Raw genomic sequence first — 26,481 nt, 5'->3', positions numbered from 1 at the left:
TTATTTCCTTTTTCATAATGAAAAAAAGAAAAATATATAATAAAATTTATTTGTCTGCTCTATTCTTCTTCTCTATCGCTGGTTTACGCGCACAGCAGTATAATAATGAGTGGATAGTTTACGGTCAAAGTTACTATAAGTTCAAGCTGTTGTCTGATGGTCTTTACCGTATCACGGGGGCATCGTTGTCGGCGGCAGGCTTGGGCAGTGTCAGCGGTTCTCAGTTGCAGCTTTGGCACAACGGCAGGCAGGTAGCCTTGTATGTCAGCAACAGCGGCACTTTCGGCAGTTCGGATTACATAGAGTTCTGGGGCATGCACAATGACGGTTCAACGGACTCTGCGCTGTTCAAGCGTCCTGCCGACCAAATCAACAAAGCCAAAAGCCTGGAGACCGACAGTGCAGCCTACTTTCTGACGCTCAATACCAACACTTCGCAAAACCTGCGCTATACCGATAACGGTGTTTTATCCATTCCTCCGGATGTCCGGCCCGAAGCCTATTTCATGTACACCGTTCAAAACAACCTGAGCGGCAACTTCAACCAGGGTCCGGCAAAAGACTACAGCGGCGATTACGTGTACCTCTCCGACTACCAATACAAAACCTTCGGTGCGCTGCTCACGCCGGGCACCACGGTGGCAAGCGCATTTACCAACTTACATCCCTATACCTCAGGCAGCGTTACGTCCAGCCTTTCGGTGGGTATTGCCGGTTCTTCTTCCACAGGCACGAACCGTTTGGTCAGCGTGAGCGGCAGCACCGGCGGCACGCTGATAAACGGCGCTTCCTTAGGCGCCTTTGAAGGCAAAATACTGACGGCGGATGACTTCCGGATAACCGGCAACTTTACGGCTACCGTCAGCGAGACCAACAGCAACAGCTCCGGCGACCGGGCAACCGTCAGCTTTGTGTCCTTAACCTATCCCAGAACATTTGACTTCGGGGGACAATCCTCTTTCGCTTTTTCGCTGCCCGCATCCGCACAGCAACGCGTGCTGCAGATAACCGATTTCAATGCCAACGGCAGTACGCCCGTTCTGTATGATTTAACGAATAACCGGAGATATACGGCAAATGTCAGCGGCGGCACTTATTCCTTTGTCATTCCGGCAACCGCCGCTGCCGATTTTGCATTGGCAGGACAGGCAGCCGCATCTTACACCGGTATAACGGGTACAGAGATTCGCCGCCGGGATTTTGCCGACCCTGCCGGCAGCGCTAACCAGGGCAACTACCTGATTATCTACAATAAAGTATTACAAAACGGTGCACAGGCATACCAACAGTACCGCGCATCCTCTGCCGGCGGAAGCTTCAATGCCAGACTCTATGAGATAGAAGATTTGGAAGACGAGTTCGCCTTCGGCATACACGGGCATCCGCTAAGTATTAAAAACTTCCTGCGCTATGCCAGAAGCCGGTTTGCACAAAGCCCGGAATATGTGCTGCTGCTGGGACGAGGATTAACCTTCAACAATACGTATGGCACCAACGGCGCCAATGCCGATTACCGGTCGCAGGCACTGCTCCCAACCTACGGGTGGCCCGCATCCGACATCCTTTTAGCCTCCGACAATTTTGTACCCGTTGCCGCTACACCCGTCGGCAGGGTATCGGCAATAAGCTCCGAAGAAGTCAACACCTATCTTGACAAGGTTAAAGCTTATGAGCAGGAACAGCAAAATAATGACAATACTATCGACAATAATTTTTGGAAAAAAAATATTGCATTTATTTCCGGGGGAAGCTCTGCTTCCGAAGAATCCCAGTTCGGCGGCTACCTGAACAGCTATGAAAAAATCATGAGCGATACATTATACGGCGGCAGGGGGTATTACTTCAGCAACCAGTCGTCTTCCTTTACAACCACGTCCAGTGATTTCTTAAACAGCCTGTTTGCCTCCGGCATGAGCCTGCTCAGCTATTACGGGCACGGTGCCAGCACCACGATAGGCTACGCCCAGCTCAGCGACCCGTCTGCTTTTAACAATAACGGCAAATATCCTGTTATATTTACCAGCGGTTGCGACGTCGGCAACTGTTTCGATTATATGGGCGGCAGAAGCAACACTGTCAACAATATTACCGAACGGTATCTGTTTACCAAAGATAAAGGGAGCGTCGCTTTTGTGGCACAAACTTATTTAGGCATTACCAATATCCTGGATCTTTACAACAGGACTTTGTACAAGCACCTGGCTGTTACTGATTATTCCCGGCCGGTTATCAACAGCATGATAGCGGGGGAACAACTCATGGTTGACCCGAGTTCGCTGCCCGGCAGGGACAGCATCAGTCTGTATGCCAATGCAGCGCAAACCTGTTTTTTGGGCGACCCCGCCATTTCACTGTTCGGAGCAGCCAAGCCCGATTTTGCCGTAGATGCCGCGCATATCATTGCCCCGCAATCGGTGTCGGCAACTGCCGCCGGCTTTCATATAAAAGCCTATTTGTATAACTTAGGCAAAGCTGCCGGGGACTCCGTAATGTTGCAGGTACAAAGAAAACTGCCTTCGGGAACAATACAAACCCTGTTGTCCAAAAACATTCCTTCGGTAAAAAATATAGATTCGGTGGAGCTGGATGTAACACTTAACCCGGCTACAGATGCCGGCAGCAACAGCATCATCGTAACCATTGACGGCAATGCACGCTATGATGAGCTAAGTACTGCCAACAACACCGCGACGGCAACCGTTTTTGTCTATTCCAACGGGCTGACGCCTGCTTATCCTTACGATTATTCCATCATTCATAATCCGACCGCTCATCTCATTGCTTCCACCTCCGACGCATTGGCTGCCGCAACCGATTATGTGATGGAACTGGATACCACATCTTTATTCAATTCTACATTCAAAATAACAAAAACGGTACACTCTGCAGGAGGAGCCATCGATTTTGACCCCGGAATCAGCTACAGCGATAGTACGGTTTACTACTGGCGGGTAAGTCCTGCGCCGGCACAAGGCGGTTTGTATTACTGGGCAGGAAGCAGTTTCCAATACATCGGCAGTCCCAACAACCGGGACGGTGCCGGGCAGTCGCACCTCTATCAGCACCTGGCGTCTGCGACAGAAAGAATCCGGCTGGACAGTACAAGCAGGCTGTGGACTTTTACTAATATCCCCAATGCCTTCCTGATTAACCACGCCGTAACCGGCGGCGGGAATACTACCGGAGCAAGCAACTTCGATATCGTTATCAACAACACAATTCTTAATTCCAGCTACTATTGTACTTCTGTGGGTAATTCCATCATGTTCAATATATTCTCTCCGGACGGTGTTAAGCCTTATTTTAACCAATCCGAACCTTCTACCGTTGAGCAGGCCGGCGGCGTGCTGGCAGGTTCCGGCAAAGGCTTCATGGGTTCAACGACTGCCTGCGGCTCTTCGCCTTACTCTTTTGACAAAAACCCCGCTAATTATCCCAATACCAATAAATACAACTTCCAGTTCCCGTATAAAACCACGGCACAACGCAATAATATTGCACAGTTCATGGACTGGATACCCGAAGGTTCCTATGTGATTGTCAGGCTGTTTATTGTAACGCCGTTTACCTCCGTACCTACGGTGGATGCGTGGAAAACACAGGACGGCACGGGCAGCGGTTCGCTCTACAACGCTTTTATTGAACAGGGACTTGGGCTTATCGATAATTTTACGGCACCCAAAGCAGCGGTGTTTATCTATAAAAAAGGAGACCATTCCTTTACGCCGCTTCAGCAAATGACCGATGACGCTTTCGGGCAGCTGCATATCAATCAAAATATCAACAGCAGCGATACGCTGGGCTTCATCACTTCCCCAAAATTCGGTCCCGCCCAAAGCTGGACATCGCTGCAATGGAACGGGCAGTCGCAGGATGCGGCAGGTACGGATAATGCACAGTTGTACGTGATAGGTTTTGACAGCAGCCAAACCCGCAGCACCGTGCTCAAAACGCTGACCATGGCACAGCAGAATGCCGATATCTCTGATATTGATGCGCAGCAATACCCTTACCTGCAACTGAAACTGCGCGATGCCGACAGCATCAACTTTACACCTTACCAGCTGCGCTACTGGCACTTGTTGTATTCCCCTTTGCCCGAAGGTGCGCTGGCGGCAAATATTTTGTACAATACAAAAGATACGGTTAACAGCGGGGAAGACTACAGCTTCGCCATCGCCTTTAAGAACATTAGCGACCAGCCTTTTAACGACAGCCTCCCGGCAAATGTGAACATCACAAGCGCAAATAATACAGTATATACCATCCCGGTCAGAAACCTTAAAAAACTGATGCCCGGCGATACAGCCATTGTCAGCATTACCATACCGGGTGACTCCGCTACCTTCAATAAAAACCAGACAAACCCAACGCTCAAAACATCAGTAAGCACTCAAAATATTACAGGTAAGAATAATCTTAGCTTAAATATTAATCCAAACAATAACCCTAAAGAACAAAGCAGCGATAATAATTTTCTTTTTAAAACATTCTATGTTAAGTCTAATATCAGCAGTACTAATCTGGATGTAACATTTGATGGCGTACATATTTTGAATAATGATATTGTGGCTGCAAAACCCGATATCGTTATCCACTTCAATAGCGATTCAAAATACATCTTACTGAATGATACTTCTATCGCACAAATCTCTTTGAAGTATCCCGACGGAACGACAAAAAGATTTGCATACAATACAGACTCACTCATTTTTACGCCGGCGAAAGACAGTGGAAATAACGAAGCAATTGCCAACCTTAAACCATATCTTATACAGGATGGTACTTACCAATTAATTGTAAACAATGGAAACTCAAGCTCAACTACACAAAGTTTGTCTTATAGTGTTTCATTCCAGGTGTATAATAAGCCAATGATTTCGGATATGTTCAATTATCCTAATCCTTTTACATCTTCTACTGCATTTGTATTTACAATTACGGGTAGTGAGGTACCACAGAATATTCGGATAGAGATTATGACGATTACAGGAAAAATTGTTAAAGAAATTACAAAGGCGGAATTGGGACCATTGCACATAGGAAGAAATATTACGGAGTACAAATGGGATGGTACCGACATGTACGGTCAAAAGCTGGCAAACGGTGTTTATCTGTATAGAGTGATTACAAATGAAAATGGAAAGCGGTTGGATAAATTCAACATTACAGATGAGAACGGGAACGCGGTAAACACGGGAAAATATTTTAATAAAGGATACGGTAAAATGTATCTGATGCGGTAAAAGAAAAGGTCCGTCTTTGATTAAATCACACAGACCTTTTCTTTAAAAATTTTTACTAAAATTACCAATTATTTTTGGAGCCGATTTTCTGAAGGCTGAATATGCCGCCAATCATAATGGAGAAATAGTGACTGTTTGAATATTGATAGAAATCTATTGGACGATTGAGTACCCTTTGTTCGCCTTCAAAAAACAGTTGAATACCGGGAGCCGCAACATATTTAATGCCAATGCCGCCACGCAGGTCTGCACCCCATTTATGCGCTATTCCTGTATTTACTACAACATTTTCTGCATTTACCTTTTGACCTTTATAATGAAACATACGGAACGCGCCGCCACCCGCATAAATATAAGGAGTCCACTTGTATTGATAGCGCAATTGCTTGTCAGGAGTGATGTTTAAAAAATCGTATTCAGGTAAGATATTCAATTCTGCAATACCCGTTTGAAAATAGCCCGAACGGTCAGGAGTTTGACCCTCTACATATTGATTGCTTCTTTGTAACCAGCCTACTAAACCTGTTGCACGTACGTGAAAATTTGTAGTAACATCGTACCGGTACATTATTTCGCCCGCTCCGCTTATTTGACTAAGAGTGAAAGATTTAGGTTGCATATAGCCGCCATAATTCATTATTCCGCCGGCGATACCAATATAGCTTCTTCTTGCAGGCACGTCATTTTGAGCATGAGTTGTTGTACTTGCGAAACAATAAATACAGAAAAAGTAAACAAATATTTTCCCTAAATATCTCATCATAATATTATATTAATTAATAAACTCGCTTATTGTTGGGCAGAATGCTTCCACATTTGACCGCTTAAATTATTCAGCTCTTGCTGAATTGTTTGACCTTGTGCTCCGGTTAATGGTTCTTTTGTAAAACCATTTTGCGTATCCAAAGTAGATTTGATAATATGGCTTGTAAATAATCTTTTTTCAAATACCTCTTCCCAAGTCATAGTACCGCCTATATTCAATGGATTTGGAATCAATGAACGCACAAGGGCTGTTCTTAAATCGGGATAATAAATCCAGAATGCTGCGTGTTCGCTATTATCAGCAACGTCGCCATTAGACATAGTGTAGGAAATTAACGGTGCGATACCAAGAATACGCACATAGGTTTTACCGTCGCGCTTGTTGAAGACCCATTCCTCTTTTATCCTGAATTTATAAATAGAATCCGGATTTAAGGCTTTTTGCCTTACCTGATAGCCTACGATATTTCCGTTTAAGTCGTAAGAGGCAGAAGTATCGGTACCGCTTCCGAAAGCATCTAACGCCTGTTGGAAAGTTATCGGTGTGGTAAAGCGGTCGTCAATTGAACTGAAAGCCTGTACACTATCATTTTTGATAGCATTAAAAATCACGTTGATTAAACGGGTATTGTCTTCGCCGTCAATAGATGAATTGAAAAAATAAGGAAGATTTGCTTTTTCTGTTCCGTCAATTACTCTCCATACACGCACACGGTAAACGGCATCTGTCGAATATAGCGGCGTGTAGGGTAAAGGCGTGGCTGTACTGTCAGTTGCGTCATCTTCTAAAATGCCATCTCGTCTTAGAGACTTTTTATTGTCTGAAAACAATCCGCCATTGGAAGAATCCTTAATGACAGTAACAGGTAAATTCGGATTAATGCCCATTGTGTCGGCAGCACTTGCATAACTGTCGGTTGGCAATTCTGTGGTATCTGCTGCCGGAACTTTTGATTTCTTCGGGGCACTATTGCTTTGTACGGGAATATCGCCGTAAGAATCTACAGGTGGACGCGATTTTTTCTTTTTGGATTGAGCGTTCAGTGAACCGAATGATATTAATCCAACGAACAAAAGCGCGGATAATTTTGTATAAGAAAAAGATTTGTTCATCATCCTACAAATATTATTTAAAACAAATTAAATGCAATAGGGGCAAGCGTGCGGCTGCCGCCGGGACCTGATGCCCTGATATCGTCTAAAGTAATCGTACATCCCGGTTTTGCACGTTCTATAATATCCCGTACCGGAGCAAACAGATTTCCGGAAACTGCTTTGTGTGTAAACTCCGGATAGCCTGCGCCGGAACACGTAATCGTGAAACTTGTAACAGTAAACTTCACGCCTTCAAATACGAAATTTTCCAATTCGGCACGTACGCCTACTTGTGCTTTAAAATCGTTCAGTCTCATACGTCCGCCTTTGCTGGCGCCAACCATTGCCGTAGGCGTAGGTACGGTTTTTACACGCATTTCCTGCACGGTTTGTGTTTTTCCGTCGGATACGGTAATGTGTGCAACGCCCGGTGTAGATACTCTTGCAATAAACTTGCCATGTCCTTGTGAAGAGATAGAACCCTGGTCAATGGAAGCGTGCAAGGTTTCTGCCCCACGGCCATTTCCACCACCGATAGAAATAGGATTGTCCAAGCCGATGTATAAAACTCTTGTAGCATCGGCACTTACGGTAATGCCTGTGGGCGAACCGACTGTATAAGGAATATCTTTTGTAATAGTTGCAAGGCTACCATCCGGTTTATAAAAAGAAATATTTACACGTTTTGTATAAGTTCCGGGACTTCCTGCGACGGATTTATACAACGCCATTCCATTGGCATCCAGCGGAACATTAGCGCCATCAACTGTTACAGTCGGTTTGGCATTTTTGCTGAATGCACCCACACCTGCGGAAATAGTCAATTCTTGTCCGGGTAAATAATAAGTGGAATTGGATGTAGCCAATGCTTCAAATTCGTCGTATACAACCTGTACGGCGCCTACTTGGTTGTGGCAAAATTCCACAACTTGCGCTTCACTATTTCTGACATCATTCTGGAATTTGCTTAAAATGGTAACTGCGGCAATAGTTGGCGTCATTCTGAAATAAGCGGCGGACCATGTATTGTTGCTGCTGTTTTCAACTTTCGGCGTAGTCAAATCAATCGGCAGAGAATTTTGAAATTGCGCTGCAATTTTCGGGTCTATTGCCAAAAGATTCTTTTTATACTCGGCTAATTTTTGATACAATGTATCGCCCAATTTTCCATCGTCCATAATTTTTGTAGGTACATCTGTATTGTCGTACCACGAAGAAGAACTATCTCCTTTTTCGGGATGGTAGCCAGATTCTTTTTCCAATCTTCCTTTAATGCTTTCTATATAATTATAAAGATCATCCGAATATTGTTTTGCTCTTTCAGCCTTTGGTTCCCACATTGCCGCCTGTTCGCGCGTTTTATCATCATTCATCAATTTCTGAAATGACTCAAATAAAGTTTGATTCTTTTGCTCAATAGTATTCGTTGCATTTCCAAGGCTATCATTGATAGTACGAAAAGCATTCAGTATTTCGGACGATACATTCAGCGCCAGCAATGCTGTAAGCACCAAATACATCAGGTTAATCATTTTCTGCCGTGGCTCGCGAGGTATTGCCATAGTTAATTTTTATTTTTAAAGTCAATAACTTTTTCCACTTGTGAAACGTGCGTATAATGCACGACTGACGTTTCACATCTCACGAAAATTTAATTAGGTTTCACATTCATTGCTGAAAGCATATTTGCATATACCTGATTGAGTTTCACTAAATTTTGCGCCAGTTGGGCAATCTGTTCCTGCGTACGTTTTGCATCGTCGGCGCTGCTTGCCAATGCCGATGAGGTTTCAGTAAGCTTGCTATAAAAGCTGTTCATGTTTGAAAGCGAAGCGGTTGCTTCCTGCAATTTCTTGGCATATTCATCCGTATTTGCAATGTTGTTGCTTGCAGTTCCGATGCGCTGGATGCTTGCCTCCAGATTTTTAAATCCAAGACTTAATCTGTCCAAAGATTCAGGTGTAATGTCGGCGCTTTTCAGCATATCGTCAATGGCTGTTAGCGATGTTTTCTTTGTGTCTGCCGTTTTTTTAGTATCAGCAGAATCAACGGCTATGCCCAACTCGTCCACGGCTTTTGGCGGCGACAGCCAATACAATAAACCGAAGGTTGTAAACACAATTGCTTCGGTACCCAAGCCTACGTAAAGCCAGGCATTTGGCGAGCCGAACGGGGTTGTATGCGTAAGTTTGAATAATGCACCAAGCAATACAGGCACTGCCGCGAAAGAATAGAATATTTCGAGTATTCTGTCTATTGGTCTTACTTTTTCGACTGACATAGATTAAAATTGGGGTTTATAGTTTTTAAAAATTGAGTTTTATTCAGGTAAATTTACAACGACTCTAAAGCCGATGTAGGAGTGTGCTCCGTCCATATCTTCATAAAAGCGATTGTAGGATGTTTTGAACTGCGGCGTGTCTTTCCAGCTTCCGCCGCGCACTACTTTTCTCCGTTTCGATTTTGAGTCGGAATCTATTTTTCCCCATTGAATATCCGGGTTAAAACGGTTCTCAAAATTATCGCCGCCTTCGTAGTAGGAAGTATTTGTCCATTCAGATACATTATCTGCCAAATCCACAATACCGTATTTACCGCGTTCGCCAAAGGCTATATTTTGTGGAAATAATGTATTGTCTTCGACTTCGTCATTTGAATGTTTGCGTGCGTTGTGTCTGCTTCTTTTTTTGGTTTTTGACGAGTCGCGCTGAACAAAAACAAAGGGGGTATCCGGTGTCGTTTGCTGTTTTATTTTTTTATCATTGTCCTCATTCAGGCTGGCGGCGTACGCCCACTCTGCTTCCGTCGGCAGGCGGCAAACCCCGCCTACAGCCATTCTTTTGCTGCGTTGTTCAGTATGGATTCTCTGTCTTGTAAGCCAGTCGCAGTATGCATTTGCCTGTTTCCAGTTTACTCCCACAACCGGGTAATTGGTGTATTTGGGACTTGAGAAATAGCTTAGTGCCATTTGCTCATTGTTGGAATAACCGAAGTCGCGCATCCATACGAGTGTGTCGGGATAAATTTTTACTTCGTATCTGTACCGAAATTCGTTTGGATTTTTTCCCTGGTTTTCTTTTTTTGCTGCTTCCTGATAATCAAAACCCTGCATTACATACACCAGTTTGGACGGGTCAACTTCGTAATGATGGCTCAATGTTTGCGCCGGCGGCAGCAATATGGGCGTAAGTTTTTCCCTGTTTTCAGAGCTGGTGCAATCAATATGCGAAGCATTTTTCCAGTTAATGCTTGTGTCGCCCGCTTTGCTTATGTTGAGATATTTTCCGCCTAAAAGATAGGCTGCAATAGAATCGCGAACCCAATCGGTAAACTCTTTATATTGGGCATTGGTAACCTCGGATGTGCTGATGTAAAAATCGCTGATTAACATGGGATGGTTATCGCCCGGCGACCCGTTTTTATTACTGTCGATGAATGTACCTGTCGGGATTTCTACTACCCGCAGTGGCAACCCCAGCACGTAGCCTCTTTTGCTTGATACTACTTTTTTCAGATGCTGTGTTTTTTGTGCGTACGAAAATGAAATGCTGAATAATGCGAGTGCCAATACGAAACCAAATTGTTTCTTCATAAATTTATTTTATTATAAAAGAAAAATTATCCCCGTCAAATAAGCCTTTATCGCTCAATTTTAAATGCGGGATGACCAACAATGCCATAAAACTTAAAGTCATAAACGGCGCGGACAGCTTACTACCTAACAAATCTTTTGCCATTTTGTCCAATTGCGCATATTTTCTGGCAACTATATAGCCGTCTTCCTTGCTCATTAAGCCGGCTACGTTCAGTGGAAGTACGTGTGTTTCCCGCTCTGCAACGCTTACGCCGCCTTTTACTTCGATGACCGCATTGATTGCACTGAGCAAACTTTCATCATCCACACCCACGGCTACAATATTATGACTATCATGCGCTACGCTCGAAGCAAGCGCACCTTTTTTTAAACCGAAATTTTTAATAAATGCTTTGGCGACAGGTGCTTTTTGATAACGATTAACAACTACAATTTTTAAAATATCTTTTTCCGTGTCGCTTCTTAATGAATCATTTTTAGTTTTGGGTTGAAGAAAAACTTTGTTTGTGATTAATTGTCCATCCAATGCTTCAATTATTGGGATTTCTTCGCGTTCATTGAAAAGAGCCTGCTTTTTCTCAAAACGAAAATCGGAAATATTTATTTTGTCAATAGAAAAATTGTTGATTTCTTTTTCCGCAACAGAATTAATTAAGGATTGTCCGTTTTCGGCGACTAAAGTGCCATCGATATAAGTTTTTAACGGCTTGAAAGATACCAAATCTTTTATCAGAATGAAATCTGCATCATCATTTTCCCGCAGCAAACCTACGTTCAATTTATAATGTAATACCGGATTGACGCAAGCTGCTTTGATGATTTTAAAAATATCAATACCCTTTGCAACAGCTCTTTCGCATAGTTGATTGATGTGTCCGAGAACCAAACTATCGGGATGTTTATCGTCGCTGCAAAACATGATTTCGTCTTCATAATCGTTCAGTAAATCAATCAACGCTTCAAAGTTTTTTGCCGCACTGCCTTCGCGAATCAAAATCTTCATGCCGTATTTCAACTTGTCCAAAGCCTCTTCTTTGGTAAAGCATTCATGGTCGGTTGAGATGCCCACTTCGATATATTTTTTAGCATCATCGCCGCGCAAGCCGGGCGCATGACCATCCACAGGTTTGTTCAAAGAATGTGCGTGCGCAATTTTTTTCATCACTTCTTCATCGCCATGCAGCACGCCGGGAAAGTTCATCATCTCGGCTAAATACTTTATTTCGTCCATTTCCAATAATTCTCTCACTGCGTTACTGTCGAGCGTTGCACCTGCCGTTTCAAAAACTGTTGCAGGCACACAGCTCGGCGCACCGAAATAAAATTTGAAGGGCACTTTCTTGCCGTTTTCAATCATGTATTTTACGCCGTTCACGCCGCAAACATTGGCAATTTCGTGCGGATCGCTCACGGTCGCAACCGTTCCGTGCGTAACGGCAATGCGCGCAAACTCGCTTGGAATAAGCATGGAACTTTCGATATGCACGTGCGCATCCACAAAACCGGGAATAATAAACGGAAGTGTGCTATCAATTTGATTGCCTAATTTTTTTATAGAAATAATTTTTTTGTCAAAAGAAATTTCCACAGGATAAATTTCTTTGGCAAAAGCGTTGACGAGATTGGCGGTTAGAGAATTCATAATTAAAGTTTTACTGTTCAATATTTCATGCTCTTCGGAATTTGCAATTCGCAAATAATTGTGCATTACAAATGCACGGATAAGAGTTCGTGATTGCAAATCCCGAACAGCACAATGCTTCGTGATTGCAAATCCCGAAGAGTCTTTTTATTTCAAATCAAACTCTACAACAGGAACTTCATAAGGCGGCTTTGCTTTTGGCAATTTCAATATCACATCTTTCCCATTATCCGCAACGGTAAAGGGTATTTCGGAGTCATCATTGAGGAGTTGTGCATAAGAAATTTTACCGTTGTAATTCGGTAGAATCAATTGCCCGTTTGTCGGATAATTCAGCAGATGCAAATAGAGTTTTTTTGTTGTGGGATTATACGTCAGCCGTTCATCCATAGAATCAGGCAAATCGTACTGCGCAGGCGGAAAAGTACAGTTGTAAATCGATTGCTTATTCTCGTGCATCCAGTAAGCCAAACTGTCCAAAGCTCTTGTTGCGCGATAATCAAATTCGCCGCGCGCTGTTGGACCGACATTCAAAATAAGATTGCCGCCGTTTGCAGTAGAAGTAATCAGCAAGTCGAGCAATTGATGCTGATTTTTCCATGTGTTTTCGTCGCGGTAATATCCCCATGAGCCGGAAAACGTTTGACAAGTTTCCCAATATTTCCCTTTATATGGAAGTAGCTGTTTAGGCGTTACCTGTTCTGGTGTTTCAAAATCACCGCCGTCGGAATAACCTTCCTGGTCAAGCCCCAGCCGGTTGTTCACGATAATCCCGGGCTGTAATTTCCGCACCAGTTTTATTAAATTTACAGCGTCCCAATCTTCGGGGTGCTTGCCGTATTTATCGTCTTTTCCCCAAGTCCAGTCGAGCCAGAGAATATCAATCTTTCCATAATTTGTGAGTAATTCCGTGATTTGATTTTTGAGGTATTGCTGATACTTTTTCATATCACGACCTTTATTAAAACGTGCATAAGCCGAATCTTTCTGCGCATTGGTTAAGCCGTCTGCAGGGCGTTGCGGATGCACATCGTCCATTGTATAATCGGGATGATGCCAGTCTAACAAAGAATAATAAAAACCAACCTTGATACCTTCCGCGCGAAAGGCATCTACGAACTCGCGTACAAGGTCTCTGTGCGCTTTTGTATTTGTCGCTTTATAATCGGTGTATTTTGAATCGAACAAACAAAATCCTTCGTGATGCTTTGTGGTCAACACGGCATATTTCATGCCTGCAGCTTTTGCTTCTTTCGCCCATTTTTTCGGGTCAAATTCGTCGGGATTAAAGTTGTCGAAATATTTTTGATAAGCAGAATCGGTCAATCTTTCATGGCTTTTTACCCATTCGTGCCGCGCTGCTAAAGAATACAATCCCCAATGAATGAACATTCCGAAACGCGCGTCAGTCCACCATTTCAAGCGTTCGGCTTTGTGTTGAGGCATTTCGTTGAATAGTTTTTTGTCTTGGGAGAAAGCAGATTGTGCAAGAAAACACATTAGAATAAATAACGAGAATATTTTTTTCATTAAACAATAATTTTAAAAGAAAAAATTGGAATATTAATTTGAAAATTCAATGGAGTAAATGTATTGAAAAAAAATATTGTTCGCCAATTAAACAATATTTTAAAAAGATTATTTAATTTTATAAAAGGCTTTAATTATTTTTTCGGTAAAACAAAATTAGATGAAATTTTCTTTTGTGTCTGCGCGGACGATCTTACTCCTCTCGATGATTTTTTATTTACTTTCATGCCATAAAGATGAAGTTAAAAATACTCCGTCAAATAATAATGAGCTAATTATAAGGATAAAGGGAAATGCTTTATACACGGGAAACGAAGAGCCTACAAATGCATTGGGAAATAATGGGGATTTTTATCTTAACTTAAATAGCGGTGTTTTTTATACGGGCAAAACTTCATTTGGTTGGACAAACTCTGTCACATTAAAAGTATCAAACTCTGCCCAAACAACAACTTCTATATTGAACATCGGCAAAGGAATTCCTTCAGAAAGTGTCGGAAAAACAGGAGATTTTTATATCGATACATCGAATTATGTTTTGTATGGACCTAAAGATACCGCAAGTTGGAATACCAATCTTTTAGCATTAACTACAGATTCTGCTACGGAAAATAATTATGTTCTTACATACGGTTTTGATAATATTCATTTGAATAAATCTGCGCGTGAGTTTGGAACAAAATATTTTTACAGCTTCTTATCAATTTCCAATTTTATTTTTAATCAAGATGATTCTATAAGAAGAGCGAAGTATAAGTATTTCAATTATGCAAGAATCAATTATTCGTATTTGGGATTCAATCAAATTTTGGCAAGAGCGATGAATGTTTCTGTGAGACAAGAAGACCTTGTCTCAGACCCTAATATTAAACTTGCCAAAGTTGGACAACCATTTCAATTTATCGCAGATAGTTTGCATAACTCTTTTACGTTTACCGGCGAAGATTCTCTAAGAATGGTATCCAAAGAATATCCCGATTCTATTTTATGGAGACCTCTTGACCCGACAATGAAAGTCGGAGAAAAGATGAGATTTGGAGTAATTACCTCAAAAGCAGATTCAATTAATATTTACGATAATGAATATTCGGCAGGTTCATCCGTCGCGTTAGCAAATTTAATTTCTAAATACATAACTCTTAAATCAACCTATCAGTTGTACTTGTTTATAAAAGTCTTACCTCAATATAAAACGGACTCTTTAAGCAATACCTGGGTTGGTGGCAGATGGACAAATACTTCTTCTAATATAGAAGTCGCCGGCAAAATAAACGATTCGACGAGTTTTTATACTTACACATACATTGTAGGAGATTCATTAAAAATAAGTTCAACTTTGTATGCGCATAGAAATGGTGGACCTAATGTACCGCCAACTATACCTGACTTTTCATTACCCTATTTACCTTCTGACACAACATTTGTTAATACAAATGGCGGCGGTCGTACACAAGGTTATAACGCGGATGAATATAGAAATGGAACTTTTTATCAAATAAGAGTTGTTATGGTTCCGCCTGGACATTCAGTAAATCTTTCGAGTATTCGTTCACAAGGTATTTTTTCAGCTAAAACCAAATAAAAACGAGGATTTTTAATCAAGTATATCCGGTCGTCTTTCTTTCGTGCGTTCAACAGATTGCTCGTAACGCCATTCTTCAATTGTTTTGGGATTTCCGCTCAACAAAACTTCCGGTACTTTCCAACCGCGAAATTCCGCAGGGCGCGTGTACACAGGCGGCGCTAAAAGATTGTCCTGAAAAGAATCGGTAAGCGCGGAAGTTTCATCGTTTAATACGCCGGGCAACAATCTTCCGATGGCATCAATCACTACATTAGCAGCAAGCTCGCCGCCACTTAATACATAATCGCCAATAGAAATTTCTTTGGTTACAAAATGCTCGCGTATGCGCTGGTCAATGCCTTTGTAATGTCCGCAAATAATGAGCAAATTTTCTTTGAGTGAAAGTTGATTTGCAGTAGATTGCTTAAAGCGTTCGCCGTCGGGTGTCATGTAAATAATTTCGTCGTAAGGTCTTTCTTTTTGCAAGTGTTCAATCGCATTTGCCAAAGGTTCGCACATCATTACCATACCAGCACCGCCGCCGAATTGATAATCGTCCACTTGCCCGTATTTGTTCACAGCCCATTGACGCAAGTTGTGCGTTTGTACTGTGAGTATGCCTTTGTCCTGCGCTCGTTTCATAATGCTGTGCGACAAAGGACTGGCGAGTAATTCGGGTACAACCGTGATAATATCGATGTGCATTGTGTGAATGAATAATTGAGGTTTGTGAAATAACTTATCGTGTCCAACTTGCATATCGCCGAAGCAAATTTGGGATACGAAACTTGTAACCGTATTTATTTAAAACTAATACACAATCCAACCTTCACTTGTCTTTAAATGCAATTCCTTTTTGTCCGATGCTTCCGTATGACCGATAATTTTTGCTTCGATGCCGAGTGATTTTGCTGCTTCAATCATTTTGTCGGCTGCACTTTCGTTGGTAAAAATTTCCAGGCGATGTCCCATGTTGAATACTTGGTACATTTCCCTGAAATCAGCTCCGCTGTTGGATTGTATGAGTTGGAATATGGGCGGAATGCCAAATAAATTATCTTTTACAACTTTTAAATTCTTCGGTAAATATTTCATGCACTTGGTTTGCCCACCGCCGCTGCAATGGATAACGCCGTTGATGTCGTCGAAATAATTTTCCAGTAAAATTTTCATCAAAGGTGCATACGTGCGGGTAGGAGAGAGCAATAATTTCCCAATCGTGAAATGCGAACCGCCAATCGTGAGTTCGTCTTCAACTTTGTTTTTTCCGATATAAACGACATCATCATCCAACGTTGTTTCAAAAGTTTCGGGATATTTTTCTGCGTAATATTTGCTCAGCACATCATGGCGCGCGCTTGTGAGTCCGTTGCTGCCGAGCCCGCTGTTATATTCAGTTTCATAGTTCGCTTTGCCGGAGCTTGCAAACCCAACAATTACATTCTTTTCAGCTATTTTTTCGTTTGTAATAATGCTCGATTTTTTTTGCCTTGCACTCATTGTTCCGTTCACGGCAATTGTGCGGACAACATCGCCCACATCGGCAGTTTCGCCGCCGAGATAATGAATGTTTACGCCGTATTTTTTCATCTCGTCGAAGAATGCCTGTGTGCCGTTAATTACCACTTCCAACACTTCACCCGAAACGATTTTTTTGTTTCTGTCGATAGTGGATGAGAATAAAATATTATCGTAAATACCCACACAAAGCAAGTCGTCCAAGTTCATCGCAATGGCATCCTGCGCAATACCTTTCCATACGGAAATGTCGCCTGTTTCTTTCCAATATAGATACGCTAAAATGCTTTTCGTGCCTGCGCCGTCGGCGTGCATGATGTTGATATAATCTTTATCGCCGCCGATAAAATCGGGATACATTTTGCAAAACGCATGAGGAAATAATCCCTGGTCAAGATGTTGAATTGCCTGATGAACTTCTTCTTTTTGTGCGGAAACGCCGCGCTTGGTGTATAAACTCATGCTGCAAAAATAATTGTTATAAATCAGAAGTCGGAAGATAGAAGTTAGAATGTGGGGAAGAAATTGTTTTATTTTTATGGAAAACAATGGAGATTAGCATCTTTATATAAAAGAAAGTTTTGTATGAAAAAAATTGCGTGTTTTTATTTAATAATTATTGCCATGAGTTGCCATAAAAAGAAAATTGAAAAATGGGACACAGTAATAATTGACAATACTTTAAGTCGAAACGATGTTTATAAGAAAATGGATAAAGAGAAAGAAATATTTTCATGGGATGAAAATATGCAAAACTCTAAACGTCAAGATTCTCTATTGGCTAAGAAAAGTAGTGATGTAAAATTATTTGAAGGTTCGCCAAATGAATTCATTGAAACTCTTTTTAATGCAAGCGGAGTAGCCGGATATGCAAGTTATAATAACTGCCGTGCTTATTTACAATCAGATACAGTGATAATAAATATTGGAATCAGTTCAATGTTTACGGGACATAATATCTCTATAAGATATACCAATAAAGCTTTTTCTGTTAAAGGCGAAGATTGGTCTGATGTGATAATGCCCTGTAAGGAAACAACATACGATTCAACAATTTTTCACAAATTGATTTTGGACAAATCAATTTATAAACTCGGCGACAGTTTGTATGGCTTTATTGATTTTAAATCTATCCAAACAAATGACTGCAAAGACACACTTTTATTTCGTGCAAATGGATTTTTTCGCACGAAAATTTTATTACCTAAAGAGTAAAAATCTTGCAAGCATATTATTTACTCGCAGGATTTAGTATTTTACGATTAATTTCTACCAACCGCCGCTTGCGCCACCGCCGCCGCTGCTTCCTCCGCCGAAACCACCGAAGCCGCCACCACTTCCTCCAAAACTGCCGCCGCCAAATCCCCCGCCACGGCTGCCGCCGAAACCGCCATTGAGTAGTGTGGGCAAAATCCACCAACCACCTCCGCTTCCCATTCCTCCTCCGCCACCGCCTCCGCGCGAACGGATGATAATGAACAGAACAACCAATAAAATAATAAGGAAAATGATGCCGCCGCCCGAATCGTCGCTACTGTCATGCGGATTAGGAATTTTATATTCGCCTACGGCGGCGGCTGAAAGCGAATTAATAGCATTATCAATGCCGCGATAATAATTTCCTTCGCGAAAGTTTGGGGTAATATCGTTATCAATAATGCTTCTCGATTGCAAATCGGTAATGGCTCCTTCGAGTCCGTAACCAACTTCGATGCGCACTTTATGGTCATTAACTGCAATCAGTAACAGAACGCCGTTGTTATGTTTTTTACCGCCAATGCCCCAACTGCGGAACAATTTGGTAGCATAATCTTCAATCGGGTAGTCGTCGCCGCTGGAATCTTTGAGAGTAGGAATGGTGACAACTGCAATTTGATTGGAAGTACTGTCGTCCAGCGTAACTAATTTTTCTTCCAGAATTTCCCTTTGTTCGGGAATTAAAAGATTGGCATTGTCCACCACCAATCTCGGCGGATTTGGCGGCGGCAATACATTTTGCGCATTTAGTTTTGTAAAACTAAATACAACAACAAATGCGGTAAATATGTTTTTTATCTTAAAAGAAAAATTCACTATTTATATTTTTATCTCCCGTAGGCAATATCATCGGGAAGTTCGTTTTTATCGGTAGCCGCATCATAGGGAAATGCGTGTGAAAGCGTATCTCCGATTTCCAAAATTACCTGCACAATTCCTTCGGCATAATTGTTCCTGTTGAAATGTGCAATCATTCTTTTTACTTTATTAGTCCAATAACTATCTTCTACGTGATTATATATGCCGCTATCGGCGAAGATGGCTGTTTGCCTGTCTTTCATTGCCACATAGACCAATACGCCATTGCGTTGCGCGGTTTGGTGCATTTGCAATTTTTCAAAAATTTCTTTGGCGCGGTCAATGGCATCAACGTATTTGCACCGGCTTTCAACATACAAACGGATTTCTCCGCTTGTCGTTTTTTCGGCTTGTTGAATAGCCGCCACGATTTCGTTCTGTTGTTCAACGGAAAAAAACTGCGGCGGTTTTCTTGTAAAAATATTCAGCATAAGAGCCAATAAAATGGAAGATTAGAATTGAATGTTAGGCGCATTTTCCGTGCCTGCTGCGGCTTGGAATAAGGCTTTGGGTTTAAAACCGAAAAGGTTTGCAAAAATATTTCCGGGAAACAATTGCACTTTAGTATTGTAATCCGTTACGGCCTGGTTATAATCTTTACGTGCGATGTTGATGCGGTTTTCCGTGCCTTCGATTTCGGTTTCCAGATTTTGAAACTGAGATGTTGTTTTTAAATCAGGATATTGTTCCGATACGGCGAGTAGTTTGCTGAACGAACTTTGCAGTTGTGCCTGTGCCGCTTGAAATTTTGCAAGGCTTGCAGTATCTTCAATATTTACCTGGATTTTTGTAGCATTGGCGCGCGCATTCACAACGCCGATTAATGTAGAATCTTCAAACTTTGCAGAGCCTTTGATGGTTTGCACCATATTTTGATACAAATCGGAACGGCGCTGATAATTGGTTTCAACACTTCCCCATGCGTTATTTACGTTAAGATTTGCAGTTTGCAATCCGTTGTATTTGTTACAACCCCAAAATCCGAGAATGACAATGAGTGCTAAAATGACAATCCAACCTTTTTTCATAGTACTTGTTTTTTTAAAAGTTTTAAATACAGAATAAAAGTATGATTTTAAAAGCATATACATTTACATTTTCGGCAAAAAATCGGGCGAACGGAAACTTTTGGAAGATAAACGGAAGATGTTTTAATATTTTTACTTTTTACATTTGCTTTATGTACAGTTTAAGAGAACAAATTATTCTGCTATGGTCAACGCCGTTTTATATTACGGTAATTGCAATTGAGATTTTGCTGACAAATATCCGCCTTCATAAAAAGACTTACACGCTGCGCGATACTTTTAACAATGTTGTACTCACGCTGTGCAATGCGGCAGTGGACGCGGCTTTCAAGCTTACTTATCTATGGATATTAATACAAGTGTTTAAAGTAAGTCCGTTTCAGCATTGGACTAATATGGCGGCTTATTGGATTTGTTTGTTGATTGCCGAAGACTTTGCTTATTACTGGCTGCATCGTTTTGACCATGAAATACGTTTTTTCTGGGCGGTTCATGTAACGCATCACAGCTCGGAGCATTTTAATTTCAGTACTGGATTTCGTTCGTCGGTGTTTGAACCATTATACAGGTTTGTTTATTTTATTCCGTTGGCTTGGTTTGGCTTCAAACCGCTGGATATTTTGTTTATGTATTCTGCTACGCAAATTTGGGGAACGCTTGTACACACAGAAACGGTTGGTAAGTTGGGTTGGCTTGAATATATTTTTGTAACACCGTCGCATCATCGGGTGCATCACGGTTCTAATCCGAAATATTTGGACAAAAATATGGGAATGTTTCTCATTGTTTGGGACAGAATTTTCGGTACATTTCAGGAAGAATTATCGGAAAAAGAATACGCGCCCATTCATTACGGGCTTACAAAAAATATGGAAAATCCGAATTTATTCCAATTGATTTTTCACGAATGGATTCAGATATATAAAGATGCTACGGCAAAAGGATTGACATTGAAGGAACGCATGAATTATATTTTTGGTGCGCCGGGTTATAGTCATGACGGCAGCAGAAAAACGAGTGTACAAATGCTTGCGGAAGAGAATGAACGGCGCGGAGAAATTGACACTGAGGAAGCGTTGGCAGTAGAAACGATACCTCTGTAAATTTAAAGAGCTACAAAATCTTAAACCTTGTAGCTCTTTAGTATTTTTTGTTACAATGATGCTTTAATCTTCGCTTTGATTTCATCGATGGAAATTCTTTCCTGTTGCATGGAATCGCGGTAACGAATCGTAACAGTTCTGTCTTCTTTTGTTTGGTGGTCAATCGTAATGGCGAACGGCGTGCCAAGCGCATCTTGTCTTCTGTAACGTTTTCCGATGGCATCTTTCTCTTCGTAAAAGCAACGGAAATCTTGTTTGCAATCGTCAAAAATTTCCTGTGCAATTTCGGGCAATCCATCTTTTTTGGTTAATGGAAATATTGCGAGTTTTACAGGCGCAATTTTCGGGTTGATATGCAATACAACTCTTGAATCGGTTGAGCCGTCTTCTTTTGCAATTGTTTCTTCGTGATAAGCGTTTGACAAGATTAACAAAAACATTCTGTCCAAACCAATCGACGTTTCTATTACATACGGAATGTAGTTGCCATAAGGTTTTCCGGTCGCAGGGTCAATGTCTGTATCAAAATATTGTTGCTTCTTTTTGCTGTACAATTGATGCTGCGATAAATCAAAATCGCTGCGCGAATGAATGCCTTCGACTTCTTTAAAACCAATGGGAAATTCAAATTCAATATCGCAGGCTTCTTTTGCATAGTGAGCCAATTTCACGTGGTCGTGATAACGATATTTGCTTGCATCAATGCCTAAGCTCAAATGCCATTTTAATCGTTCTGCCTTCCAATATTTATACCATTCGCCTTCCGTGCCGGGGCGAACAAAAAACTGCATTTCCATTTGTTCAAATTCGCGCATACGGAAAATAAATTGTCGCGCAACAATTTCGTTACGAAATGCTTTACCAGTTTGTGCAATGCCAAAAGGTACTTTCATTCTTGCCGTCTTTTGCACATTCAAAAAATTGACAAAAATGCCTTGTGCAGTTTCGGGGCGCAGGTAAACAATATTATCATCAGGATTATCACTTGCAACTGCTCCAAATTCTGTTTTGAACATTAAATTAAACTGGCGAATTTCTGTCCAGTTACTTGTTCCGCTGATGCTGCATGTAATTTTATTATCGTCGATTAATTTTTTCAAACCTGCAAAATCATCTTTCGCAAGCAACGCATCCATTTGTTGTAAAATATTTTGCGCTTCGCTTTCTTTTCCTTGCGCTGTAATCGTTTCGGCAAAAGCTTCAATCAAATGGTCAACACGATAACGCTTCTTGCTATCTTTGTTGTCAATCATCGGGTCGCTGAAATTGTCCACGTGTCCACTCGCTTTCCATGTTGTCGGATGCATGAAAATTGCGGCATCAATTCCCACAATATTATCGTTCAGTTGCGTCATCGATTTCCACCAATAATCGCGGATATTTTTCTTCAATTCACTTCCGTACGGACCGTAATCATATACGGCGCTGAGACCGTCATAAATTTCGCTGCTCGGAAAAACAAAGCCATATTCTTTGGCGTGCGCTATAATGGATTGAAAATTATTTTCTGCTTGTGTGCTCATGCCGCAAATATAGAAAACACAATTTAAGTTAAGCAGAAATTCTTTGTAAAGAATAAACCACAACGGCACCGAGAACACAACGGAATCACAACGTTGTGAATCGTCTGTGTCGTTGAGTCGTTGTGGTAACCAAGAAAAATCAGTCAAGCAAAAAATCGAAATCATCCGGGAAGCAATACCGCTTCAATATATTTCCATCTGCGAGTTCATAAACAGTTGCTGCAATGTTTTCCGCATTCGGATTTACATGAATAAGCTTTCCTTTATTTCTGATGCGAAAATGTGGAAGTATGGCGCGCATTACATTCATCGTTTCGTTGGCGTAAATTCCATTGTTAAGCACTACGTCAATTCCGCCGAATGTGTCGATGCTGTCGAGAATTACGTTTTCAATACTTGTAATATCGGCAACATTCATTTGTTTTATAAGAATGGAAGAATGTTCTGCCAATTCGTTTACATCGCAGAGTTTGTGCAAAGTCGCGACCACATTCCAACCTTGCTTTGCAAAATATAAGGACATGACTTTTCCTGTACCGAAAGATGCTTCGGTAATCATGATTGTCTTTTTCATCTTGTAAGATTTAGATTAAGTAATCGATGACGGATTTTGCCCGAAATGCTGCTTGAAAGAATACGAAAAGTGCGACAAGCTTTCAAAGCCCACTTCGAGATAAACGTCTGATGGTTTTTGTTTTTTCTCTTTTATCAAATAATATGCTTCCTGCAATCTGCGTTGCTGCAACCATCGATTGGGCGATGTTTGAAACGTTTTTTCAAAATCGCGTTTGAATGTTGCAAGGCTTCTTCCCGTGAGATAAGCAAGACGTTTTATCTCAACATTGAACTTAAAATTTTTGTTCATAAATGCTTCCAAATCTATCTTTCCCGGCATGCTGAAATCGAACAAAATATTTTTCAGTTCAGGATTGGATTGCAGTAATAAAATTATCGCTTCCTGCTTTTTCAATGCAATAAGTTCATCAGAAATCTGCGTTTCAAAATATGGTTCGAGTGAATCGAAATAGTGTTTCAGCAGAACATTCGGCTCAATGCGCGTAACAGCATTGATGCGCATCGCGGCAGCAAGATTATCGTGATGATATTGCTTGCTGAAATTCCAAAGCGTGTCTTTATCAAGTATAATGGATATACCTCGAAAAATACCGTTTTCCGCAGGTTGCTTTACAAATTTTGCAAGCTGGTTTTTCCGGTAAAAAAGCATATCGCCTGCGCGGAAAACATTTGTTTTATTGTTATCGGTTACGGTGTATGTTCCTTCGAGCAAATACGTTATTCCGAAGTCTTCAATAAAATGCTCGCCTGCCCAATTTTTCTCAATATAGCAAGCGTAAATAATTCCTGAATTAACGCCGATTCTGTATGATTTAATTTTCTCGTTATCCATTTTTACAACACAAAGGTCGGTAATAAAAAAGGAATACAGGTTTCTTAAAAAGCTCAAATTTTGTTTCGTAGAAAGCTCATTCAGAAACATAGAGCATATAAAGAATGAGGAATTGAATATTGTTTAATAATGAAAACGCAGGGAAGCATAGTTTTCATCGAAGACGAAAATCTCTTTGTGTCCTTTGCTTTTATAAAAGTAAGACCTCTAAAACTTTTAAGTCTCAGAGGTCTTACTCCTGTACACAAAAACTATATTTCTATGTGGTTTAAATTTGAATTAAAATTCATGCACGCCATTCACAGTCGTGTATTTGAAACTCAAATGCTTGTCGGGGAATACGTGCTTGAACGCACTCTGCATCATAATCGCTCCTTCGTGGAAACCGCACAAAATCAGTTTCAGTTTTCCCGTGTAAGTATTAATATCGCCGATGGCATAAATGCCTTCAATATTTGTAGAATAATCGGTCGTATCTACTTTTATCTGATTTTTTTTATCGATGTCCAAATTCCAATCGGCAATCGGTCCCAATTTCGGGCTTAAACCAAACAACGGAATTAAATAATCTGCATTAATGGTTTGGATTGCTTTGTTCTCATCTTCGTAATGCACTTCTTTCAAAACGCCGTTGCCGTCGATTTTTGTAAGATTGGCTTTCAGTATCAAATTGATTTTTCCTTCTTTTGCCAGATTAAAAACTTTCTCTGCCGAATCGGGCGCACCACGAAAAGTTTCGCCGCGATGAATAAGCGTTACTTTCTTTGAAATACCTGCCAAGTGAATTGTCCAGTCAAGTGCAGAGTCGCCGCCGCCTGCGAGTACAATTTCTTTATCGCGAAAAGTTTCTGGATTTTTTACCATGTACGCAACGCCTTTGCCGTGTTCAAATTCTTCGAGCCTTTCAATCGCGGGCTTACGCGGCTCGAAGGAGCCAAGTCCGGCAGCAATTACGATTACTTTTGCATGAATTTGCGTGCCTTCATTTGTACCTATCGTGAAAGATTTATCTTCATTTCTTTCAATCGTTTCCACTCTTTCGCCCAAAGTAAAAGTCGGATGAAACGGCTTGATTTGTTCCATTAAATTATCGACCAGTTCCTGCGCATTAATGCTCGGAAATCCCGGAATATCATAAATAGGTTTTTGCGGATAAATTTCGGAAAGTTGTCCGCCAACCTGCGGCAGCGCATCTACCAAATGGCAACGCATTTTCAACAACCCTGCTTCAAAAACTGCAAATAATCCAACGGGTCCTGCACCCACGATACATATATCGGTTTCAATCATCTTGAATAAAAAATTTTCGCGAAATTAATCAATCGTTACTTTTTCCGTTTACGAAATACGAAACATTTTTACAATTGACAGCAAAATGACAAATATTAAAAGAATTTTGTCATTTTAAAGCGCAATTCTCTGTCAATTTTACTGTTTTGCGGCTTCGGCAAAAAATTTGACGGTTAAATGGAACGTAGATTTTTTATAATAATGATGAATTAATGTCTGAATTCATTTAAAGTTTTAAACAATAAAGGACCCGAAGGGTTCAATATTTATAGCAAAAATGCTAAGTTGTTACATACGACTCCTTTGGAGTCGAACGTGTGTCTTCACTAAACTGCTATAAACGTATAATCCCGTTGGGATTAAGAAAATTGAAAACAAAAAGTTTAAATGACCATCGGGGGATAATCATAAAAATCATCAATAATCAGCGTTCTATTTTTTCATACAAGAAAACAGATAACAAATAACGGAACACAGATATGAGCAAACACGAACATACCGAGGAAAATCAAAAGCCAATCGAAAATGTAAACGAGCAAGCGGGAGAAACTTCGCAGGAAAATGCGGCAGAAGAACAGGTTTCCGAAACAGAAAAATTGCAAAATGAATTGGCGGAGCAAAAGGACAAATACATTCGTCTTTTGGCAGAATTTGAAAACTATAAAAGACGTACTGCGAAAGAAAGAATCGAATTGATTCAAACTGCAGGAAAAGACATTATCATTTCCCTGCTCGACGTGTTAGACGATACCGACCGCGCGGAAAAACAAATGCAAACTGATACCGACATCAATCATGTGAAAGAAGGTGCGTTTCTCGTGTTCAACAAATTCAGAAATGTGATGCAATCAAAAGGTGTGAAAGCATTGGAAAGCATTAACAGCGATTTTGACGTGGAACAGCACGAAGCTATTGCGGAAATTCCCGCACCAACTCCTGAACACAGCGGAAAAATTATCGACGAAGTTCAGAAAGGTTATTTGCTGAACGATAAATTAATCCGCCACGCGAAAGTAGTTGTGGGAAAATAACCCCCGTCCCCTAAAGGGGCGAAATTTT

General features: G+C 41.1%; 21 protein-coding genes. 5 read left to right on the top strand and 16 right to left on the bottom strand.

Annotated elements, in window-relative coordinates:
* The first annotated feature begins 17 nt into the window (after positions 1 to 17).
* A complete protein-coding gene (gene porU2, locus A9P82_RS07030) occupies positions 18 to 5,246 on the top strand; it encodes a putative type IX secretion system sortase PorU2 (protein WP_066205921.1) in 5,229 nt (1,742 codons plus the stop codon).
* A gap of 61 nt (positions 5,247 to 5,307) precedes the next feature.
* Here porU2 and A9P82_RS07025 read toward each other — a convergent pair whose 3' ends face one another.
* The 7 genes from A9P82_RS07025 to A9P82_RS06995 form a co-directional block, all read right to left on the bottom strand.
* Complete coding sequence (locus A9P82_RS07025; protein ID WP_156522619.1) at positions 5,308 to 6,009, bottom strand: hypothetical protein; 702 nt, start codon at positions 6,007 to 6,009, stop codon at positions 5,308 to 5,310.
* 26 nt (positions 6,010 to 6,035) lie between these two features.
* On the bottom strand, positions 6,036 to 7,127 hold the full coding sequence (gene porN, locus A9P82_RS07020; protein ID WP_066205913.1) for a type IX secretion system ring subunit PorN/GldN: 1,092 nt from the start codon (positions 7,125 to 7,127) through the stop codon (positions 6,036 to 6,038).
* Positions 7,128 to 7,141: 14 nt separating this feature from the next.
* The gene (gene porM, locus A9P82_RS07015; RefSeq protein ID WP_231891223.1) at positions 7,142 to 8,668 is read right to left on the bottom strand and encodes a type IX secretion system motor protein PorM/GldM; all 1,527 of its coding nucleotides are present in this window, start codon (positions 8,666 to 8,668) and stop codon (positions 7,142 to 7,144) included.
* Positions 8,669 to 8,757: 89 nt separating this feature from the next.
* Positions 8,758 to 9,387: a GldL-related protein gene (locus A9P82_RS07010; RefSeq protein WP_066205910.1), complete on the bottom strand. Its 630-nt coding sequence runs from the start codon at positions 9,385 to 9,387 to the stop codon at positions 8,758 to 8,760.
* 39 nt (positions 9,388 to 9,426) lie between these two features.
* Positions 9,427 to 10,698, bottom strand: coding sequence for a T9SS ring complex lipoprotein PorK/GldK (gene porK / locus A9P82_RS07005; protein ID WP_066205904.1), 1,272 nt, complete (start codon positions 10,696 to 10,698; stop codon positions 9,427 to 9,429).
* Positions 10,699 to 10,702: 4 nt separating this feature from the next.
* A complete protein-coding gene (gene ade / locus A9P82_RS07000; protein WP_066209696.1) occupies positions 10,703 to 12,343 on the bottom strand; it encodes an adenine deaminase in 1,641 nt (546 codons plus the stop codon).
* 147 nt (positions 12,344 to 12,490) lie between these two features.
* Positions 12,491 to 13,873 carry an alpha-L-fucosidase gene (locus tag A9P82_RS06995; RefSeq protein ID WP_066205901.1) on the bottom strand — a complete coding sequence of 461 codons (1,383 nt, stop codon included), beginning with the start codon at positions 13,871 to 13,873 and terminating at the stop codon, positions 12,491 to 12,493.
* A 160-nt stretch (positions 13,874 to 14,033) separates the two neighbouring features.
* Here A9P82_RS06995 and A9P82_RS06990 point away from each other — a divergent pair, with 160 nt between their 5' ends.
* Positions 14,034 to 15,455, top strand: a complete 1,422-nt coding sequence (locus A9P82_RS06990; protein ID WP_156522618.1) for a hypothetical protein — start codon at positions 14,034 to 14,036, stop codon at positions 15,453 to 15,455.
* A 12-nt stretch (positions 15,456 to 15,467) separates the two neighbouring features.
* On the opposite strand, the gene trmD is transcribed toward A9P82_RS06990, so the two are convergent.
* Positions 15,468 to 16,142 (bottom strand): tRNA (guanosine(37)-N1)-methyltransferase TrmD, encoded by a 675-nt coding sequence (trmD, locus tag A9P82_RS06985; protein ID WP_066205894.1) that lies wholly within the window; start codon positions 16,140 to 16,142, stop codon positions 15,468 to 15,470.
* Positions 16,143 to 16,247: 105 nt separating this feature from the next.
* Complete coding sequence (locus A9P82_RS06980; protein WP_066205891.1) at positions 16,248 to 17,417, bottom strand: AIR synthase related protein; 1,170 nt, start codon at positions 17,415 to 17,417, stop codon at positions 16,248 to 16,250.
* Positions 17,418 to 17,540: 123 nt separating this feature from the next.
* On the opposite strand from A9P82_RS06980, the gene A9P82_RS06975 reads away from it, so the two are divergent.
* Positions 17,541 to 18,170, top strand: coding sequence for a hypothetical protein (locus A9P82_RS06975; protein WP_066205889.1), 630 nt, complete (start codon positions 17,541 to 17,543; stop codon positions 18,168 to 18,170).
* Between the two features lie 54 nt (positions 18,171 to 18,224).
* Here A9P82_RS06975 and A9P82_RS06970 read toward each other — a convergent pair whose 3' ends face one another.
* Genes A9P82_RS06970 through A9P82_RS06960 form a run of 3 tightly spaced genes read right to left on the bottom strand, consistent with a single transcriptional unit; the run spans position 18,225 to position 20,098 of the window.
* Positions 18,225 to 19,028 (bottom strand): TPM domain-containing protein, encoded by an 804-nt coding sequence (locus A9P82_RS06970; RefSeq protein ID WP_231891222.1) that lies wholly within the window; start codon positions 19,026 to 19,028, stop codon positions 18,225 to 18,227.
* An 11-nt stretch (positions 19,029 to 19,039) separates the two neighbouring features.
* Positions 19,040 to 19,501: a TPM domain-containing protein gene (locus A9P82_RS06965; RefSeq protein WP_066205885.1), complete on the bottom strand. Its 462-nt coding sequence runs from the start codon at positions 19,499 to 19,501 to the stop codon at positions 19,040 to 19,042.
* Between the two features lie 21 nt (positions 19,502 to 19,522).
* Entirely contained in the window at positions 19,523 to 20,098 is a 576-nt protein-coding gene (locus tag A9P82_RS06960; protein ID WP_066209694.1) for a LemA family protein, read from the bottom strand.
* 152 nt (positions 20,099 to 20,250) lie between these two features.
* Between A9P82_RS06960 and A9P82_RS06955 the strand changes: the two genes are divergently transcribed.
* Complete coding sequence (locus A9P82_RS06955; RefSeq protein WP_066209692.1) at positions 20,251 to 21,201, top strand: sterol desaturase family protein; 951 nt, start codon at positions 20,251 to 20,253, stop codon at positions 21,199 to 21,201.
* 50 nt (positions 21,202 to 21,251) lie between these two features.
* Here the strand turns inward: A9P82_RS06955 and A9P82_RS06950 are convergent, their stop codons facing one another.
* The 4 genes from A9P82_RS06950 to A9P82_RS06935 all read right to left on the bottom strand — a co-directional run bounded on the left by A9P82_RS06950 (position 21,252) and on the right by A9P82_RS06935 (position 25,422).
* On the bottom strand, positions 21,252 to 22,724 hold the full coding sequence (locus A9P82_RS06950; protein ID WP_066209690.1) for a glycine--tRNA ligase: 1,473 nt from the start codon (positions 22,722 to 22,724) through the stop codon (positions 21,252 to 21,254).
* 139 nt (positions 22,725 to 22,863) lie between these two features.
* Positions 22,864 to 23,298: an SDR family NAD(P)-dependent oxidoreductase gene (locus tag A9P82_RS06945; RefSeq protein WP_066205882.1), complete on the bottom strand. Its 435-nt coding sequence runs from the start codon at positions 23,296 to 23,298 to the stop codon at positions 22,864 to 22,866.
* Between the two features lie 15 nt (positions 23,299 to 23,313).
* Positions 23,314 to 24,189, bottom strand: coding sequence for an AraC family transcriptional regulator (locus tag A9P82_RS06940; RefSeq protein ID WP_231891221.1), 876 nt, complete (start codon positions 24,187 to 24,189; stop codon positions 23,314 to 23,316).
* A 222-nt stretch (positions 24,190 to 24,411) separates the two neighbouring features.
* Positions 24,412 to 25,422 carry an NAD(P)/FAD-dependent oxidoreductase gene (locus tag A9P82_RS06935; protein WP_066205879.1) on the bottom strand — a complete coding sequence of 337 codons (1,011 nt, stop codon included), beginning with the start codon at positions 25,420 to 25,422 and terminating at the stop codon, positions 24,412 to 24,414.
* Positions 25,423 to 25,901: 479 nt separating this feature from the next.
* Between A9P82_RS06935 and A9P82_RS06930 the strand changes: the two genes are divergently transcribed.
* On the top strand, positions 25,902 to 26,453 hold the full coding sequence (locus A9P82_RS06930; protein ID WP_066205873.1) for a nucleotide exchange factor GrpE: 552 nt from the start codon (positions 25,902 to 25,904) through the stop codon (positions 26,451 to 26,453).
* The last annotated feature ends 28 nt before the right edge of the window (positions 26,454 to 26,481 follow it).

The sequence above is a fragment of the Arachidicoccus sp. BS20 genome, from assembly GCF_001659705.1.
Taxonomy (GTDB): Bacteria; Bacteroidota; Bacteroidia; order Chitinophagales; family Chitinophagaceae; genus Arachidicoccus.
The sequence above is the reverse complement of the archived record's forward strand: the minus strand, read 5'-3'. Positions and strand labels throughout refer to the sequence as shown.